Origin of the sequence: Roseovarius sp. A46 (assembly GCF_004126395.1) — a bacterium.
Classification (GTDB): domain Bacteria; phylum Pseudomonadota; class Alphaproteobacteria; order Rhodobacterales; family Rhodobacteraceae; genus Roseovarius; species Roseovarius nitratireducens.
On record NZ_PVWS01000014.1, the window covers coordinates 1 to 16,487 of the forward strand.

Below are 16,487 nucleotides of genomic sequence, written 5' to 3' on the forward strand. Positions count from 1 at the left end.
AGAAAAATGAGCCTTCGACCCGGCTGCGGCTCATTTTTCTGAGGGTACGATCATAACACGATTCTTTCACGCTGAAGCAGGTCCGACTGGAAGTCGGAGGGTTTGCTCCAGGGCGTGGATACTCAAGACTCAGCACACATTTTAATAGAAACTTGAAAGTCACTCTTCAGGGTATAAGGAGTCCATTGGTCCGGGGCGGCAGCCATTCGCCAAACTTCTGGGAAAGTGTCAGTTAGCGTCCCTCCAGGTCATCGTTCGCCATGATGGCGCATTATCCCATATTATGACTCACACGCGCCCAGCCATCGCTCGGGCAGTGCCAGCCAGGGCCGACGCGGGGCGTGCCGGCGATCCAGCGGGTGCGGCAGCTCATCCGCCATTACGGGACGCAAATCGCCAGCCCGGTCACGTCTGAGCAGCGTCGCCTCGACCACCCGGGGGATTGCCTCACCATCGATTACGACACTGCCCGCTACGTTATTGGCATGAAGGTGGACCGTTACAAAATCGTCGCGGAGCTTGTCGATCGCGGCCATGGCCTTGTTCTGGAACCGCGGCTTGGTCAATACCGACGGCAAGTGATGCCACTCGATCACGATCATTCGGAAACGCCGGAGCAGATCCCGCGAGGCGGAAGCTAGGGTCGCGTATTCCGCCCCCTCGATATCCATCTGCAACAACAGGTCCGCTGTAGGTTCCGGGTCGGTCCCACTCACCCATGTTTCCAACGTCATCGTGTCGCCTTCGTTCCGGTCGCCGAGGAACTTCGGCATAAATTCAGCCCCGGGGATATCCATCGGCGGCTTTTCGACCGATGCATCGGCCATGAAAGAGCGGATGCCTCGCTTCGCCAAGTCCAACTCGAAAGAGGCTCGTTCTGACACGCCTGGCGAATAGCACGCTACGATCCCGTGCAGATCGTCAGGCAAAAGGTAGCCGCCATCCCCGAAATCACCTATCCGGATCAACGGTGCTCCCCCAGCCTGCGGCCGTAAAAAGCCATCGATGATGGCTGCCTGCTCAGGCGCATAAACCGTACGTTCAGTGGATCCGATTGCAGGCATCAAATGTTAACCTCTCTGTCTCTCGCCATTGTCGCTAAATAGGCGCGAGAATCAATTCATGGACTTCGAGTGTGCCTCGGGCTATGTGTTCAGTCCCGGCATCTGTTGGATCGGGTCGAGGATGAAACGATCCGGCTCTGAAATCCAGACCTTGCAGATGTATTCGTATGGCGTGAGGCCACCGAGGGTCTTGAGGCGCCGGGCGGAATTGTAGGCTGCCATGAAGTCTGTGAGATGTGCGCGGAGCTGATCGTGGCTGTCGTAGTGGAAGCGCTTGACGTTCAGCGGGAAAACGATCCCCCGGATCGTTTTCTGCTCCGCCTCACCTTCCTTGATCGTCCGATTCATCCTCTCGACCTGGCCGTCCCTCGGGANAGGTGCAGACCGCCCAGGGCAAGCTCTATCTCTTCGTCGGCATTGACCGAACAAGCAAGTTCGCGGTGACCCAACTCGTCGAGAAGGCCGACAGGCGCACCGCATGGGAGTTCTTGCAGCACATGCTCGAGGCCGTGCCCTACCAGGTCCACACGATCCTGACCGACAACGGCATCCAGTTCGCCGAGCAGCCGCGCAACAGGAATACAGCCTATTCACGGCCGATGCGCTTCGACATGATCTGCGAGGCGAACAGGATCGAACACCGGTTAACCAAACCCAACCACCCGTGGAGTTCCGAGGATCAGAAAACAGTCCGGGGGACTGTTTTCCCGAGGGACGGCCAGGTCGAGAGGATGAATCGGACGATCAAGGAAGGTGAGGCGGAGCAGAAAACGATCCGGGGGATCGTTTTCCCGCTGAACGTCAAGCGCTTCCACTACGACAGCCACGATCAACTGCGCACACACCTCACAGACTTCATGGCAGCCTACAATTTCGCCCGGCGCCTCAAGACCCTCGGTGGCCTCACGCCATACGAATACATCTGCAAGGTCTGGATTTCAGAGCCGGATCGTTTCATCCTCGACCCGATCCAACAGATGCCGGGACTTAACACCTAATGGAGTGCTAATCGCCCCCGGTGATTTCGCGCGCATTTGAGACAAATCCGGTCATGCCCGGCGTTCGACCTTGTGGGACAGGATGCCCGCGATGGTCGTCTTGCGGCCCTGGGGGTCGTAGGTCTCCATCGTGCCGCGCAGGCGGCGATAGGCCGAGAGCCGCCCCGCCGCGAGGCGAATGCCCTGAAGCGTGCCGTCGAGCAGAACCTGGTTGCGCCGCGCCGTATCGCCGAGGTGCCGCAGGGCCTCAAGCGCCCCGGGGTCAAGGCGCCCGAGCTCTTCTACAAGCGCCTCCTTTTCCCGGGCCAGCGCGGCCACCGCGTGCAAATCGCCCGACAAGAGCGCTGCGCGTTCGCGTGCGAGCAACGAATCGAGCCGGGTGTGAAGGTCGTCGGGATCAGGCGCTGTCATGGGCCGTCTCCTTCATGGCTGCTTCGATCATGTCAGCAAGGCCGATCCCGCCCTTGTTCACGATCTCGCGGGCGACAGCCTCGCGGTGAAACGATGCGAACTGGCTCTCGCCCGTGCTTCCGCTGAAGTTGTTCTTTTGCTCGCCAAGGCCGGTCGCCTTGAGCATTTCCGCCAGAAAGCTGGCCTCGAGCGCCTCGGCGGCGTCGCGTCGCGCTGTGTCCGGGCCGGGCGGGGTGGTGTCCATGTGGGGGGTCGAAAACGATGGAGCAGAGAGCATGGCATTACCTCGAATTGTTGGAATTTCACCCCATCAAACCGCAAAGCCGTAAAGAACCGGTAACCGAATTCTGCGAGGTTCCAATGCGGAACGGATATCGGACGGGGTAAAGGCGCATGATGACTTTCACAGGGTTCAGCGGTGGATCGTCCGGGCCGGTACCGGCGACGGCCGGCGTCGTGGCGCGGCCCGGTGCCGCAACGGCTCCTCCCGGTGCGGGTCGTGCCTTTGCTGCGGTCATGGGCGCGGGTGGGGCCGACGGATCGGACGCGCCGGATGCGCCCGTGCCCGACATGGCGACCGGGGATGACGTGCCCTTTGCCGTGGCGGGCGCCGCCGCGCCGGGGCCCGCCACGTCGGGGGTGAGGCGCGTGACTGCCGCAGTGCCGGGTAACAGTCAGGGTGCGGATGGGGCCGATGACGCGGAGACCGCGATCGTGGCTGCCCCCGGCGATAGCGACGCGATGCGGTCATTCGGGGTGATGCCACAGGTTGACGCGGTGCAGCGGGTCGGGACCGTGCCGCCGCATGACGCAACGTCGGCGGACGCCACGGCGCGCCACATCGCGACGCCAACGCCTGCATCGCACCACGCGCAGGCGCCCCCGTCCACCACTACCGCCACGCAGGCACCAGCCCGTTTGCCCGAACAGGGCGGGGCGGGCGCGGGCTCAGGTGAACGACCGCAGGACAGTGGCCCCGTCGCCCGGCCTGGGCAAGCGGGGGCACCGGACGCGCGATCCGTTGCAACAGCTTCTCCGCGCGTCACGGCCGTTCCTGATGGGCGTGCTGCACCGATGGAGGCCGGTGGCACCGCGCCCGGCGCGCCCGAAACGCCGGACACACCCGATGCATCCGTCACGTCCGCGCGGCCCCGGCCGCCCCTCGCTGCCGACGCGCCCGATGCGTCGCGACCGGCCCTCGTCGCTACGCCAAACCGGGGGGCCGCTGCGCAGGCTGCGGTTGCCGTTACGGCACAGGCCCGGGCCATACTGCCGCAGTCCCCGGCCCGCATACCGGGATCGGGCGAAGAGGGTGTCGGGTCCACGACGCGCGCCACGAAGGCCGGGTACGCTGCCCTGCCGGGGCGGGGCGGGGCGCAAGAGGCACGGCAGATCGCGGTGTCCGCTCCGCGTGTCCCGGCCGTTTCCGACGGGGGAGGCCAGTCACAACATGCAGGAGGTGATGGTCCTGATTTCCCCGCCCAGCCGCGGAAGTCGCTGGCCGCGCCACCGGCACCGGCTGGGCGCGCGTCCCCCGCGCCCGCCGCATCTGTGCCGCAGGCTGCTGTCGCGGTGCAGCCCGGGGCCGCGACGCCGCATCCCGAGGCACCACCACTTTCCCCATTCGCCCCCGCGCCGAACCTGACCATCCCTGCCGAGGGCAAGAGGTGGGCACCAATCGCCGCATCCTCTGTCCCGATAGGGCGCTTTGACGCGCCACGCGTTGTCGGACCGCGCGCTGCGCCCGTATTTCCGGCGCTCACCGTGGTCTCGCCGCCGCCTAGTGCACCGTTGCAGGCCGATGCCTCCACGGGCTTCGCCGCCGCGATGCGGCTCGCGGCGGACCTTACGGGCCGCGCCGATCCGGGCTTCGCCACGCCTGAGCAAGATGTCCCTGCGCTGCAGGCCCCCTCTCTTTCGCCGCCAGCGCCACAGGGTGCTGCGGCGCAAGATATCCCCCGGCAGATCGCGCTCCGGGTCGCCCATGCGGCGGCGGGTGCGGTCGGCGCCGGGCGCGGCACGATCGAGCTCAGCCTCAGCCCCGAGGAGCTTGGCCGCGTGCGCCTGCGCCTGCATCCCTCCGAGGGCGGACTCAGCGTGACGATCACCGCCGACCGTCCCGAGACGCTCGATCTCATGCGCCGCAACATCGACCTGCTGGCACGCGAATTCCTCGAGATCGGATATGAGGGCGCGCAGTTCGATTTTGCACAGGGCGGGCCGGGCGCAGATGCCGATCCCGGTGCGCCCGACCTTGCGCCCGCTCCCGCGCTTGCAGCCCCGCCGCCCGACACCGCGCGGCCCTCGCAAGCGGCGCTGCTCATGCTGGGAGACCGGCTCGATATCAGGCTCTAGAAAGGACAGATCATGGAACCTTTGACAGGCATCGCCCCCGCTCCCGCCGCGCCCGTGGCGCCTTCCACCGCGGACGGGGCCGAGACCGGAGGCAACAACGCGCTCAGTTCGGATTTCGAGACGTTCCTGCGGATGCTGACCACGCAATTGCAGAACCAGGATCCCCTCAACCCCGTCGATTCTGCCGATTTCGCGGTGCAGCTCGCTACCTTCTCCTCGGTCGAGCAACAAGTGAAGACGAACGAGTTGCTGACCGGTCTCGGCTCGCAGTTGGCGACGCTTGGTATGGCGCAATTCCCGGGCTGGATCGGGCTCGAGGCCGAGGTGCGCGCGGCGGTTCAGTTCACCGGCGATCCGGTGGAGGTCGAGGTGGCCGTCGATCCGAGCGCCGACACCGCCGAACTGGTCGTCACCAATGCGCAAGGGGCCGTGGTGGCACGGTCCGCGCTGCCCGCCAAGAGCGGCCCGTTACTGTGGGAAGCGCGCGATCGGCAAGGTCAGCCGCTGCCGGAGGGCAGCTATACGCTCTCGGTGCTGTCGCTCATCGCGGGCGAGACGGTCGCAAGCCACGACGTGCATATGCGCAGCCGCGTTGCGGAGGCGCGGCTCGACGACGGCGAGGTGCGGCTCGTGCTGGATAACGGGCAGAGCGTTATCCCCGATGAGGTGATCGGCCTGCGTCCGCCGCCCGCTTGATCCGCGCACCGCGCGACCGCACCCGGAGCCCTAGAACAGCGCCATCCCCAGCAGCGCGGCTCCTGCGCCCAGCGCGATGCCCGCCGCGCCCCACAAAAGCCGTCCCGGCCAACGGCGCGGTGGCGTGGTTGTCTCCGGGGCTGCCTGCCTGATCAGTGCCGCCTCGACGAGGCCGGGCAGGCGCGGGCCGTAGCGCGACAGCACCATGGCTGTGCGCCCCAGGTCGCGCAGAGCCGCACGCGGGCCCATCTCGCCGCGGATGTAATCCTCCACCACGGGCCGCGCGACCTGCCAGATGTTGATCTGCGGATCGAGCGAGCGTGCCACGCCTTCGACCACCACCATCGTGCGTTGCAACAGGATCAGCTCGGTGCGTGTCTCCATGCCGAACCGCTCGGTCACTTCGAAGAGATAGCTCAGCAGGCTGCCCATCGAGATGCGGCTCGCGTCCATGCCGAAGATCGGCTCGCCCACCGCGCGCAACGCGCGGGCAAAGGCGTCCACGTCCTGATCGCGCGGCACGTAACCGGCCTCGAAATGCACCTCGGCCACCCGGCGGTAATCGCGCTTGATGAAGCCGTAGAGTATCTCGGCATAGACGCGGCGGGTATATTCGTCGATATGGCCCATGATCCCGAAATCATAGGCGAGGATATCGCCATTCGCGGCCACCTTGAGGTTGCCCTGGTGCATATCGGCATGAAAATACCCGTCACGCAGCGCATGGCTGAGAAAAAGCTGCAGCACCCGCGCCGCCAGCGCCACCCGGTCGTGCCCAGCCGCGTCGAGCGCGGCATTGTCGCCCAACGGCACACCATCGGCCCATTCCATCGTCATCACCCGGCGCGAGGACAGGTGCCAGCGCACGTCAGGCAGCCGAAACCCCTCGTCCGCGCCGGTATTGGCCGCGAATTCCGAGGCCGAGGCCGCCTCAAGCCGCAGGTCAAGTTCGGCCGTCACAACGCCGTCGAAATGCGCGATCACATCCGTAGGCCGCAGCCGCCGCGCGCCCGGGGCCAGCACCTCGACCATGCGGGCGGCGAAATAGAAGGCGTCGATGTCGCGGCGAAACGCCCGCTCGATCCCCGGGCGCAGCACCTTGATGGCCACGGTCTCGCCGTCTTCGCGCAGCCGCGCCTTGTGCACCTGGGCGATCGAGGCCGCGGCCACCGGCGGGCTGAAATCGTCGAACATCTCGTCTACCGGACGGCCCAGCTCGGCGGCGATACTGGCCTTGGCGGTGTCGAGGGAAAAGGGCGGCAGCTTGTCCTGCAGCACGCGTAGCTGCGCCGCCAGTTCCTCGCCCACGAGATCGGGTCGCGTGCTGAGGATTTGGCCGAACTTGATATAGGCGGGCCCCAGCGCCGTGAGCGCGCGCACCGCAGGCGGCATCGTGGCGTCGCCCGGGTAGCCCAGCCACTGAAACGGCCAGGCGAGCGTGCGCATCGTCGCACGCACCAGCGGCGGTGCCTCGAACGCCTCCATGATGAGGCCCATCGCGCCGGTGCGCTCGAGCGTTGCGCCGGTGCGGATGAGCCGCAGGATATTGTGCGGCCCCCTCAAATCTTCCAGCCCGAATGCAGGCAGGCGATACCCATGCTCAGATTACGGTACTTCGCGTTGGCAAAGCCCGCGTCGCGCACCATGCCGAGGAATGTTTCCTGGTCGGGAAAGCGGCGGATCGATTCCACCAGGTATTGATAGCTGTCGCGATCATTCGCGATCGCCTGCCCCAGCCGCGGGATGATGTTGAAGGAATAGAGGTCATAGACCTTTTGCATCAGCTCGTTGGGGATCTGGCTGAATTCCAGCACCATGAGCCGCCCGCCGGGGCGCAGCACGCGAAACGCCTCGGCAAGCGCGTCCTCGGGGCGGGTCACGTTGCGGATGCCGAAGCTGATCGTGTAGACGTCGAAACTGTTGTCGTCGAAGGGCAGCGCCATCGCGTCGCCCAGCACCCAGTCGAGGCTCTGGGCCAGCGCTTCCGCCTCGGCGCGCCTGCGCCCTTCCACCAGCATCTCTTCGGTCAGGTCGAGCACGGTGGCATGGCCGTGCCCCGCGCGCTTGAGAAACCGGAACGAAATGTCGCCGGTGCCCCCCGCCACGTCCAGCAGCCGCTGACCTGGCCGCGGCGCGAGCCAGTCCATCATGGCGTCCTTCCAGACCCGGTGAATCCCGAAGGACATGGCGTCGTTCATCACGTCGTATTTCGACGCCACCGAGCCAAAGACCCCGCGCACGCGCCCCGCCTTCTCCGATTCGGGCACCTCCTGGTATCCGAAATGCGTGGTTTTCTCGCTCATCGCCTGCCCCGGCTCTTGCCGTTCCTGTCACTCGCCCTTCTTATAGGGCGCTCACCGGGGGTGACAATGCGCCCCTTTCACGCGCCGAGGTGCCCGATGCCCGAACTGCCCGAGGTCGAAACCGTTCGACGCGGCCTTGCGCCCGTGATGGAAGGAGACGTGATCGCGCGTGCGCGCGTCAACCGCCCCGACCTGCGCTGGCCGTTTCCGCCGGACATGGCCGCGCGTCTCACCGGCGCCCGCGTGCTGGCGCTGCGGCGGCGGTCGAAATACCTGCTGGCCGATCTCTCCACGGGCGAGACGCTGCTCGTGCACCTTGGCATGTCGGGGCGGATGCTCGTTTCGGGCGACCCGCTGGGCCGCTTCGTGCATGACCATCCTGCCCCGGAGAAGCACGACCATGTCGTGCTCGACATGGAGAACCGGGCGCGTATCACCTTCAATGACCCGCGCCGCTTTGGCGCGATGGACCTGATGGCGACCGAGGTTGCCGAGGCGCACCCGCTACTGGCGCGGCTGGGGCCCGAACCCCTGGGCAATGCCTTTCACGAGACGCATCTCGCCACTGCGCTCGCCGGGCGCCGCACGCCCGTCAAGGCGGCGCTGCTCGATCAGCGAATCGTCGCGGGGCTGGGCAATATCTACGCCTGCGAGGCGCTTTTTCGCGCCCGCATCTCGCCACGGCGACTGGCAGGCAACCTCGGGCCCCGCCGCATCGCCCGGCTTGTCCCCGCGATCCGCGACGTGCTCCGCGACGCCATCGCGGCGGGGGGCTCGTCGCTGCGCGACTACCGGCAGGCCGATGGCGAACTGGGTTATTTTCAGCACGCCTTTGACGTCTACGGGCGCGAGGGTGCGCCCTGTCACGGCCCCGGCTGCGACGCGCAAATCGCCCGCATCGTGCAATCCGCACGGTCCAGCTTCTACTGCCCGCGCTGCCAAAGATAGGTTGATCGGGCGCGCCAGAATGGTAATGACTCGGTTTGACCAGACCAGTCGACCCTTCCGAAACCACCGAAAGCAGACTTCATGGCCTATGAGACGATCATCGTCGAAGTGGAAGACCACGTCGCCCTCATCAAGCTGAACCGCCCCGACGCGCTCAACGCACTCAACGATCAGCTCATGTCGGAACTGGCTCGCGCGCTCACCGAGGCACAGACCAACGACAAGGTGCGCTGCATCGTGCTCACCGGCTCGGAAAAGGCGTTTGCCGCCGGGGCCGACATCAAGATGATGAGCGGCAAGGGCTTCGTGGACGTGTTTACCGAGGATCTCTTCACCGCCGACAGCGACGCCATCATGCGCATCCGCAAGCCGATCATCGCCGCGGTGTCAGGCTATGCGCTGGGCGGTGGCTGCGAACTGGCGATGATGTGCGATTTCATCATCTGCTCGGACACCGCGAAATTCGGCCAGCCCGAGATCAATCTCGGCGTCATCGCCGGGCTTGGCGGCACGCAGCGCCTGACCCGCGCCATCGGCAAGGCCAAGGCGATGGACATGAACCTGACCGGACGTTTCATGGATGCCGATGAGGCCGAGCGCGCAGGCCTCGTGAGCCGCATCGTGCCCGCCAAGAAGCTGATGGAAGAGGCGATGTCGGCGGCGCAGAAGATCGCCGAGAAATCGCGGATTTCCGTGATGGCGGCCAAGGAGGCGGTCAACCGCTCCTTCGAGACGACGCTGCGCGAGGGGTTGTTGTTCGAGCGGCGCGTGTTCCACTCGCTCTTTGCCACCGACGACCAGAAAGAGGGCATGGCCGCCTTCGCCGAGAAGCGCGAGGCACAGTTCCGCGACAAGTGATCGGGCAGGCGGCTCAGCCCTCGGGCACGTAGATGTGCCGCGCGCCTTCCTCGAACCCATCCAGCGTGAATAGCCAGCGCAGGTCGGGCCACAGAAGCTCCATCCGCCCGGCGCGCGGGCGGTAGGCGGCGGTGTAGAGGGTGCCGAACCCCGCCCCGAACGCCGTGGAATAGAGCGGTGGGCGCAGGAATGCGTCGATGAAGCGGTCCTGTCGGTCGGGGTGCAGCGTCAGCCGCGACAACAGGAACCGCTCGCGCTCCACCGTGGCGGTAAAGCGCGCGTGCTGCGCCCATTCCACCCGCTCCTGATGGTTGGTTGCCACCGGCGCGCCGGTGACGATGGCCTCGCGGTCCGGTGTCAGGTAGATTGTAGCGAACTCGCGCGCGCGGTCGAGAACGGTGACGTTGTAGCTCATGTGGCAGGGCACGCGAGCAAGCGTGGCGCATGCCTCCGCCGCCGTCTCGCAGGTCTGGAGTACGTAGCGTAGGATCAGCGGCACGCCGAAGCCTTCGCCCACCTCGCGCCGCCCGCCGAAGGTGAGCGACACCGCCAGCCCCGCGTCGTTGACCCCGTCGAGCAGCCCCCACAGACCGTCTGCCATGCCCATCACCCGTCGCCCGTTCCAGCCGGTATGCAGCACCACCGCGTCGAAGGCCCGCGAACTGTAATCGTAATTGCGCACCATCAGCGGCTCGTCGCCCTGCCAGATCGCCTGGCTGCACCCCGAGAGGTATTTCGGCGGGCAGTAGAAGCTGAGAAACCGCGCCGCGCTGTCGCCGCCGCCCGCGACGTCGGCCAGCGTGTCGAAAAGCGCCAGCATCTCGGGCATGTGCGTGGCGATGGCGCGGCGGCATTCCATGTAGGTGGGGCGCGCAACATACCCCTCGCTCGCCCACCACTTGTGATAGGCGGGCCAGAATTCGCGAAACAGCCCGGCCAGTTTCGGACCGGGCTGCTCCTCGCGCAAGGCACGGAAGACGAGAGCCATGCGCTGCCCTACATGATCTTGAAGCCCGGGTCCTCCAGCGCCTGTGCCGAGGGCAGCGGGCGGGCCGAGAACGCGCTCTTGATCCCGTGTATCCACTTGTTGGAACGCTCGGTAAGGCGGAACCCGTTGGTCATCGACCGACCGCGTGTCACAAGGATGCCGAGGTCGGCCCCCTCATAGCGGTAATCGCCCGGCTTGAGGATGCGCAGGAAAAACGCCTCGTTCTCGCCCACCGCGCGGCGGTGATAGTCGAACCGGTCGAACACCACCCTTCCGTCCACGAGCATCTTGTAGATGCCCGATTGCGGTGCGTCGGTGACGATATCGACGCTGTCATCGGTGTGCTTGATGACCATCTGCGACCAGCTGTCGATCATGTCGGGATCGGCCCAGCGCGCGTTGAGTTCCTCGACGTCGAGGTCGAAGGGCTTCTTGGAAAACTCCAGCAGGTGGAACAGGAACAGCGGCGCATCGGCATGGGCAAAGGCGGCGTGGTTGGTCATCGAGCTTGCGCCGGTGATGCGCGGGTTCAATTCGCCCAGCCACAGCTCGCCGGTCTTCTTGTCGATCAGGAAATCGAGTTCGAAATACCCGCGGTACCCCTCCTTGCGAAGCTGCTCGCCGAACTGGAATGTCAATTCGCGTGCCTTCTGCCGGGCCTTGGGCGGGAACGCGGTCGAGAATATCTCGTTGCCGCACCAGCCGCCGCGATAGGGCGTCAGCTCCTTGAAGCCCACCAGCTCGGTCATCAGCGGGCCGACGATGGTGCCCTCCTTGGTGGCGCAGGCCTCGATCGCCGAGCCACGGCAGTCGATCCGCTTCATGATCTTGATCTCGCCCTCGCCGACGATCTCGTGCTCGTGCTTGCGGAAATCGGCCTCGGACTTGATGAAGAACGTGGTGTGCCCCGAATCCCCGAACGCCGATTGCAGCACCAGGTCGTGCCCAAGCCCTGCCTTGTCGCAGACTTCGCGCAGGTGCTTGTAGCTCTTGACCACGCTCAGCGTGTTGGGCACCGACGGCACGCCGGCCTTGTCGCCGATGCGCACCGTCTCGATCTTGTTGTCGCAGCGCGTGCGCAGCTTGGCCTTGGGAAACCAGAGTTCGCCACCCAGCTCCTTGACCAGCCTCTCGGTGGTCTCGTCGAACATCAGGAACACGAATTTCGGCTTGCCGCCGCGCCGCTTGACGAGGTCCACCACATCCTTGTGCTGAAGCAGGTAGTTGTTGATGTCCTCGATCGACTGAAACTCGTCATGCGGCATTTCGTCGGGCACGAACACGTTGGGATGGCGTCCGTCGAAACAGTCCATGTAACAGATATACATGAAATTCTTTACCCATTCGTCGAGCCCGAGCAGGTTGAAATTGGTGGCCGAGACGAAATAGATCGGGTCCTTGTTGGTATGGAAATACCGGCGGATTTCCGAGATGTTCTTGAGGACCTTCTTTGGCATGTCGTGTCACCTCCCTTGGTGGATCATGTCTTGCGAACGCCCTTGAGGGCCTTCGGGGTAAAGATGCGCAGGCCCAGGTCGGGCCGGAAGCCGTGGATTTCGCTGACATCGAGCGCGCGCATGAATTTCATGATCTCGGCGCTGATGACCTGCCCGGGCACGAGGATCGGAAAGCCGGGCGGATAGGGGATGATGAACGAGGCCGAAACCAGTTCCTCGCCCGCCTCCAGCCGCGCCATCAGCGCGTCGTCGGGATCGACATAATCGCAATTGTCCTCGTCATAGGCGAGAAAGAAGGCGCTGCGCACATTGCCCTCGGGTGTCGCCCCGTCGCGGCGGAACGCCTCGTGAAAGCCGCTGAAATCCGGCAGTGGCGGCACGTTCTCCACGAGGTTCGCCACCCGCTTGTCAAAGCTGATGCGCTCCATCTTCGAGGCGTCGTCGAGCAGGTCGTCAAGCTCCTTGGCGATTTCCACCAGCACCTCGATGAGGTAGGCCACCGAGGACCGGGTCGTGCCGATATTGGTCATGAACAGCACGGTGTTGCGCGAGGTCTTGTTGATCTGGATGCCGTACTTGTCCATCAGGATTTTGGTCTTGAACGTGTCGCCGTCCCATCCCGTGTTTCCCACCAGAAGCGTCACCCGCGTGGGGTCGAGCACGAATTCGTCGCTCGCCCAGCATTCCCAGATATCGGTCCACCCCTGCTGGCTGTCGTAATAGCTCGTCACGCCGCTCTCGCGGTATTTTTCGGGGATCATGTCGCCCGCCGCCAGCACCCGGAAATATTTCGACAAGAGCGGGTGATCGGCCACTGCCCGGCGGATCGCCATCGCGCTTTCCACCTGCCGCTGCACGAAGTCGAACCCTTCAAGCTCGACTTGCCTGCGGCCGACGTCAAGCGAGGCGATGATCTGGTAATTGGGGCTGGTCGAGGTATGGGTCATGTAGGCCTCGTGAAAGGCTTCCTCGACCTCGCCCTTGAAGCCCTGATCGTTGACATGGATCATCGAACCCTGCCGCAGCGCGGTCAGCGTCTTGTGCGTGGATTGCGTGGCATAGACCCGCACCCTCGCATCCGGCGGCGCAACGAGCCGCGTCTCCAGCCAGGTCTCGTCGGGCGCGTCCTTCAGCGTCTTTTGCTGCGCGGCATAGGCCTGCGCATGGTCCTCCGTGCGCAACGACTGCCTTAGAATCCCGGCCGCGTGCATTGCCGTGCGCTGCCGATAGGTCGGCTCGAATCGGGCAAAGGCGAACCACGCCTCGTCCCACAGGAACACGAGGTCGCGCTTGATGGCGAGGCATTCCTCCATCACCTGCTGTACGTTGTAGACAATCCCGTCGAAGGTGCAGTTGGTGAGCAAGACCATCCGCACCTTGTCGAGCTTGCCCGCCGCGCGCAATTCCAGCAGCTTGCGCTTGATCTCGGACATCGGCACCGCGCCATACATCGAGTATTGGTGCAGCGGATAGCTCTCCATGTAGACGACATGCGCCCCCGCGAGCACCATGCCGTAATGGTGCGATTTGTGGCAATCGCGGTCCACCAGCACGATGTCGCCGGGCCGCACCAGCGCCTGCACCACGATCTTGTTGCAGGTCGAGGTGCCGTTGGTGGCAAAGAAGGTCTGTTTGGAGCCAAACGCGCGCGCCGCCGCCTCCTGCGCCTCCTTGATCGGGCCGCGTGGCTCCAGCAGGCTGTCGAGCCCGCCCGAGGTGGCCGACGTCTCGGCCAGGAAAATGTTGGGTCCGTAGAACGCTCCCATGTCCTGGATCCAGTGCGACCGCGAGATCGACTTGCCGCGGCTGATCGGCATGGCGTGAAACACGCCGGTGGGCTGCTTGGAATACTCCTTGAGCGCGGTAAAGAACGGCGTCTTGTAGCGCCGGTTGACGCCGCGCAGGATGTTGAGGTGCAGTTCCAGGAAATCTTCCTGATTGTAGAACACCCGTCGGCACAGGCCCAGATCGAGCCCGGCGATATCCTCGGCGGACCGGTCGGTGACCAGATAGGCGTCAAGCTCGGGCCGCAGCTTGGCGATGAGGCGGCACGTCTCGGGGCCGTAATCTGACGGGCGCAGCGCGTCCACGTCCTCGTCGCCCACGCGGTTGAGATAGCGCTTGAGGATGTCGAGCGCGTTCACCGATTTGAGCGCAAGCCCCGGCCGCACGATCACTGCCTGGATATTGGGGTTGAGCAGGATCGCGATCAGCGCGTCCTCGATCGACGGCACGATCACCGTCTCGTAGATGAAGGAATCCTCGTCGCGGCGCATCCGTTGCAGGTTCTGCCGCAGGAACCGACCCTGATGCTCGTTCACCTGATCGACGATCAGCACTTCGAAATAGGGCCGCCCCAGCGCCCGCGCCTCGGGGGCGAGCGTGGTCTCGTCCTCGAACTCGTCATCGCCGTCCTCGGCGATCAGCGGGATGTGGCGGCGGCGGTAGGCACCGGAGGTAAGCGCGCGCGCCACCCGCCGAATCGCCTGGCTCAGGTCCTCGAGGCTGCGCTGTTCGAGCAGCTTGCGCAGATGCTCGAAGGATGCCGCGCCGGGAAAAGCGAAATAGCTTTCGATGGGGCCCAGCGCATCAAGCAGGTTGCGCACCAGCGCCAGCGCCTCCTTGCCCCGCGCGCCCTCTGCTCCCTGCCGCCAGAGCGCCTCGCTCGCCTCGCGCAGCGCGCTCCAGCGGTCGGCGCGCAACTGCGCCGCGCTATAGTAATCCGCCACCGATGGAAGCGCGGATACCTTCGTCTGCGTGTTCATCGCGCTGCCCTCCCGTGCTGCGCCGCGGCTTTGTGCCGTCGTCATTGATCAGTCAGTGCCGGTCATCCCCTTGAACGCGTAGAAATTCTCCGCGATCTCCCCAGAGGGCTCGGCATGCCCCAGCGCCTGCCGCGGGTCGCGCGACGTCAGCCCCGCGGTATCCCCTCGCGTCGGGATTTTCAGCGGCCCCAGCGTGTGCAGATAGGCATCGGCGCCGCTCGTGCGGTCATAGACAGGGAAATCGACCTCGCGGTCGCGAAAGCTTTTGAGCACCTGGCCCAGCCCGCGCAGCCCGGTCTCGCGCTGGCGGCGCACGAGATCGAGATCGACCTCCACCGGGAACAGATCCTCCTGTCCCTGGCTCTGGTGCAGCACCATCGCCGACGGGTCGACCACGATCGACCGCCCGACACCGCCAGCCGCCAGCCCGTTGATGGCAAAGACATAGCATTGGAACTGCGCCGCCGTGGCCCGCGCGATGGCCAACTCGGCGTCGCGGTCGGTGGTGCCGGTCAGCACCGGGTTGAGCAGCACCTCCACCCCCTGGCTGGTAAGCTGCCGGGTGGTCTCGGGAAACCAGATATCATAGCAGATCGATACGCCGAAGCGGCCCACCTCGGGCACGTCGAACACGCAGAACTCGGTGCCTGCCGCGATCCCCGCCTCGTAGGGCCGGAACGGAAACATCTTGGAATAACGCGCCACGATCTCGCCCTCGGGGTCGATCACCACCGCTGTGTTGAAGATGCGCCCGTCCTCGCGCTTCTCGAACATCGAGCCAGGCAACAGCCACACGCCATGGCGCCGCGCTGCCTCCTGGAATGTGGCCAGCGTGTCGTTGGGAAACGGCTGTGCAAAGCGGTCGAGCGGCCCGAACGGTGCCAGCTCGCTGAAAACGACCATCTGCGTCCAGGGAAACCTTGCCATCAGGACGTCGAGCCGGTGGAGCATCGCGTCCACGTTCGAGTGCAAGGCTGCGACATGCATCTGCACGCCAGCGATCGCGAAAGGTGTCATGGGGGTAGCCTGCTCCGTTTTGTTTCTTTTGTCGAGGGATTTCAGCTAGAAAGTCGGCGGCGTGCAGGCGCTGACGATCACGCAATCGCCCGCGCCGATATTGCGGAACCGGTGGGGCAGATTGCTGTCGAAGAGATAGCCGTCGCCGGGGTTGAGCACCCGCACCTGGTCGGCCACCGTGACCTCGACGATGCCCGCGATCACCACGCCCGCCTCCTCGCCCGCGTGGCGCAGCATCTCCGGCCCGGTATCGGCGCCCGGCGGATAGACCTCGTGCAGCATCTGGATCGTGTGGCTGCTGGCATTGCCGAGTTGGCGCAGCGACACTCGCGCCGCGCCGTCGCCGAATCCCGCCTCCTGTGGCGACAGTTCGGTGAACTCGTCGGGCGCGTAGAAATATTTCGGCGCCGACCGCTCCTCGACATCGGCAAAGAAATCCGACAGCGGCATCGGCAGCGCATCCAGAAGGCTCTTGAGCGACGCGACCGACGGGCTGGTCTTGTTCTGCTCGATCATCGAGATGGTGCCGTTGGTCAGCCCCGCACGGCTGGCAAGCTCGCGCTGCGACAATCCCCGTGCCTCGCGCACGGCCCTGAGCCGGGTTCCGATGTCCAATGTCATGGCCTG

General features: G+C 65.2%; 14 protein-coding genes and 2 pseudogenes. 5 read left to right on the plus strand and 11 right to left on the minus strand.

Going from position 1 to position 16,487, the window contains the following annotated elements:
• Window positions 1–281 precede the first annotated feature (281 nt).
• Both C6W92_RS08985 and C6W92_RS08990 read right to left on the minus strand, forming a co-directional pair.
• Window positions 282–1,064, minus strand: a complete 783-nt coding sequence (locus tag C6W92_RS08985) for an FkbM family methyltransferase (RefSeq protein ID WP_129432654.1) — start codon at window positions 1,062–1,064, stop codon at window positions 282–284.
• An 81-nt stretch (window positions 1,065–1,145) separates the two neighbouring features.
• Window positions 1,146–1,343, minus strand: a pseudogene (locus C6W92_RS08990) (IS3 family transposase); the annotation flags it as partial.
• A 98-nt stretch (window positions 1,344–1,441) separates the two neighbouring features.
• Here C6W92_RS08990 and C6W92_RS08995 point away from each other — a divergent pair.
• Window positions 1,442–2,062: pseudogene (locus C6W92_RS08995) on the plus strand (DDE-type integrase/transposase/recombinase); the annotation flags it as partial.
• Between the two features lie 51 nt (window positions 2,063–2,113).
• On the opposite strand, the gene C6W92_RS09000 reads toward C6W92_RS08995, so the two are convergent.
• Both C6W92_RS09000 and C6W92_RS09005 read right to left on the minus strand, forming a co-directional pair.
• Window positions 2,114–2,473, minus strand: a complete 360-nt coding sequence (locus tag C6W92_RS09000) for a flagellar protein FlgN (protein WP_129432655.1) — start codon at window positions 2,471–2,473, stop codon at window positions 2,114–2,116.
• Window positions 2,460–2,717 (minus strand): rod-binding protein, encoded by a 258-nt coding sequence (locus C6W92_RS09005; RefSeq protein WP_129432656.1) that lies wholly within the window; start codon window positions 2,715–2,717, stop codon window positions 2,460–2,462. The genes C6W92_RS09000 and C6W92_RS09005 overlap by 14 nt, the downstream gene beginning before the upstream one ends.
• A 1,583-nt stretch (window positions 2,718–4,300) precedes the next feature.
• On the opposite strand from C6W92_RS09005, the gene C6W92_RS17685 reads away from it, so the two are divergent.
• Entirely contained in the window at window positions 4,301–4,828 is a 528-nt protein-coding gene (locus tag C6W92_RS17685; RefSeq protein WP_164989208.1) for a flagellar hook-length control protein FliK, read from the plus strand.
• Window positions 4,829–4,840: 12 nt separating this feature from the next.
• The gene (locus C6W92_RS09015; protein WP_129432658.1) at window positions 4,841–5,524 is read left to right on the plus strand and encodes a flagellar hook capping FlgD N-terminal domain-containing protein; all 684 of its coding nucleotides are present in this window, start codon (window positions 4,841–4,843) and stop codon (window positions 5,522–5,524) included.
• Between the two features lie 30 nt (window positions 5,525–5,554).
• Here C6W92_RS09015 and ubiB read toward each other — a convergent pair whose 3' ends face one another.
• A complete protein-coding gene (gene ubiB / locus C6W92_RS09020; RefSeq protein ID WP_129432659.1) occupies window positions 5,555–7,087 on the minus strand; it encodes a 2-polyprenylphenol 6-hydroxylase in 1,533 nt (510 codons plus the stop codon).
• Window positions 7,084–7,827: a bifunctional demethylmenaquinone methyltransferase/2-methoxy-6-polyprenyl-1,4-benzoquinol methylase UbiE gene (ubiE, locus tag C6W92_RS09025; RefSeq protein ID WP_129432660.1), complete on the minus strand. Its 744-nt coding sequence runs from the start codon at window positions 7,825–7,827 to the stop codon at window positions 7,084–7,086. The genes ubiB and ubiE overlap by 4 nt, the downstream gene beginning before the upstream one ends.
• A 96-nt stretch (window positions 7,828–7,923) precedes the next feature.
• On the opposite strand from ubiE, the gene mutM reads away from it, so the two are divergent.
• Both mutM and C6W92_RS09035 read left to right on the plus strand, forming a co-directional pair.
• Window positions 7,924–8,775: a bifunctional DNA-formamidopyrimidine glycosylase/DNA-(apurinic or apyrimidinic site) lyase gene (mutM, locus tag C6W92_RS09030; protein WP_129432661.1), complete on the plus strand. Its 852-nt coding sequence runs from the start codon at window positions 7,924–7,926 to the stop codon at window positions 8,773–8,775.
• An 81-nt stretch (window positions 8,776–8,856) separates the two neighbouring features.
• The gene (locus C6W92_RS09035) at window positions 8,857–9,633 is read left to right on the plus strand and encodes an enoyl-CoA hydratase (RefSeq protein ID WP_129432662.1); all 777 of its coding nucleotides are present in this window, start codon (window positions 8,857–8,859) and stop codon (window positions 9,631–9,633) included.
• Between the two features lie 13 nt (window positions 9,634–9,646).
• Here C6W92_RS09035 and C6W92_RS09040 read toward each other — a convergent pair whose 3' ends face one another.
• From C6W92_RS09040 to C6W92_RS09060, 5 genes are read right to left on the minus strand one after another with little or no spacing between them, the layout of a single operon-like run.
• Complete coding sequence (locus tag C6W92_RS09040; protein ID WP_129432663.1) at window positions 9,647–10,621, minus strand: C45 family peptidase; 975 nt, start codon at window positions 10,619–10,621, stop codon at window positions 9,647–9,649.
• An 8-nt stretch (window positions 10,622–10,629) separates the two neighbouring features.
• Window positions 10,630–12,078, minus strand: a complete 1,449-nt coding sequence (locus C6W92_RS09045) for a biotin carboxylase (RefSeq protein WP_129432664.1) — start codon at window positions 12,076–12,078, stop codon at window positions 10,630–10,632.
• Between the two features lie 23 nt (window positions 12,079–12,101).
• The gene (locus C6W92_RS09050) at window positions 12,102–14,843 is read right to left on the minus strand and encodes an aminotransferase class I/II-fold pyridoxal phosphate-dependent enzyme (RefSeq protein ID WP_129432665.1); all 2,742 of its coding nucleotides are present in this window, start codon (window positions 14,841–14,843) and stop codon (window positions 12,102–12,104) included.
• A gap of 48 nt (window positions 14,844–14,891) precedes the next feature.
• Window positions 14,892–15,860, minus strand: coding sequence for a carbon-nitrogen hydrolase family protein (locus C6W92_RS09055; RefSeq protein WP_129432666.1), 969 nt, complete (start codon window positions 15,858–15,860; stop codon window positions 14,892–14,894).
• A 45-nt stretch (window positions 15,861–15,905) separates the two neighbouring features.
• On the minus strand, window positions 15,906–16,481 hold the full coding sequence (locus C6W92_RS09060) for a cupin domain-containing protein (protein WP_206735519.1): 576 nt from the start codon (window positions 16,479–16,481) through the stop codon (window positions 15,906–15,908).
• Window positions 16,482–16,487 lie beyond the last annotated feature (6 nt).

Coding starts and splice junctions, on each gene's coding strand:
- C6W92_RS08985 (WP_129432654.1), bottom strand. CDS start 1,064: ATGCCTGCAATCGGATCCACTGAACGTACGGTTTATGCGCCTGAGCAG.
- C6W92_RS09000 (WP_129432655.1), bottom strand. CDS start 2,473: ATGACAGCGCCTGATCCCGACGACCTTCACACCCGGCTCGATTCGTTG.
- C6W92_RS09005 (WP_129432656.1), bottom strand. CDS start 2,717: ATGGACACCACCCCGCCCGGCCCGGACACAGCGCGACGCGACGCCGCC.
- C6W92_RS17685 (WP_164989208.1), top strand. CDS start 4,301: ATGCGGCTCGCGGCGGACCTTACGGGCCGCGCCGATCCGGGCTTCGCC.
- C6W92_RS09015 (WP_129432658.1), top strand. CDS start 4,841: ATGGAACCTTTGACAGGCATCGCCCCCGCTCCCGCCGCGCCCGTGGCG.
- ubiE (WP_129432660.1), bottom strand. CDS start 7,827: ATGAGCGAGAAAACCACGCATTTCGGATACCAGGAGGTGCCCGAATCG.
- mutM (WP_129432661.1), top strand. CDS start 7,924: ATGCCCGAACTGCCCGAGGTCGAAACCGTTCGACGCGGCCTTGCGCCC.
- C6W92_RS09035 (WP_129432662.1), top strand. CDS start 8,857: ATGGCCTATGAGACGATCATCGTCGAAGTGGAAGACCACGTCGCCCTC.
- C6W92_RS09040 (WP_129432663.1), bottom strand. CDS start 10,621: ATGGCTCTCGTCTTCCGTGCCTTGCGCGAGGAGCAGCCCGGTCCGAAA.
- C6W92_RS09045 (WP_129432664.1), bottom strand. CDS start 12,078: ATGCCAAAGAAGGTCCTCAAGAACATCTCGGAAATCCGCCGGTATTTC.
- C6W92_RS09050 (WP_129432665.1), bottom strand. CDS start 14,843: ATGAACACGCAGACGAAGGTATCCGCGCTTCCATCGGTGGCGGATTAC.
- C6W92_RS09055 (WP_129432666.1), bottom strand. CDS start 15,860: ATGACACCTTTCGCGATCGCTGGCGTGCAGATGCATGTCGCAGCCTTG.
- C6W92_RS09060 (WP_206735519.1), bottom strand. CDS start 16,481: ATGACATTGGACATCGGAACCCGGCTCAGGGCCGTGCGCGAGGCACGG.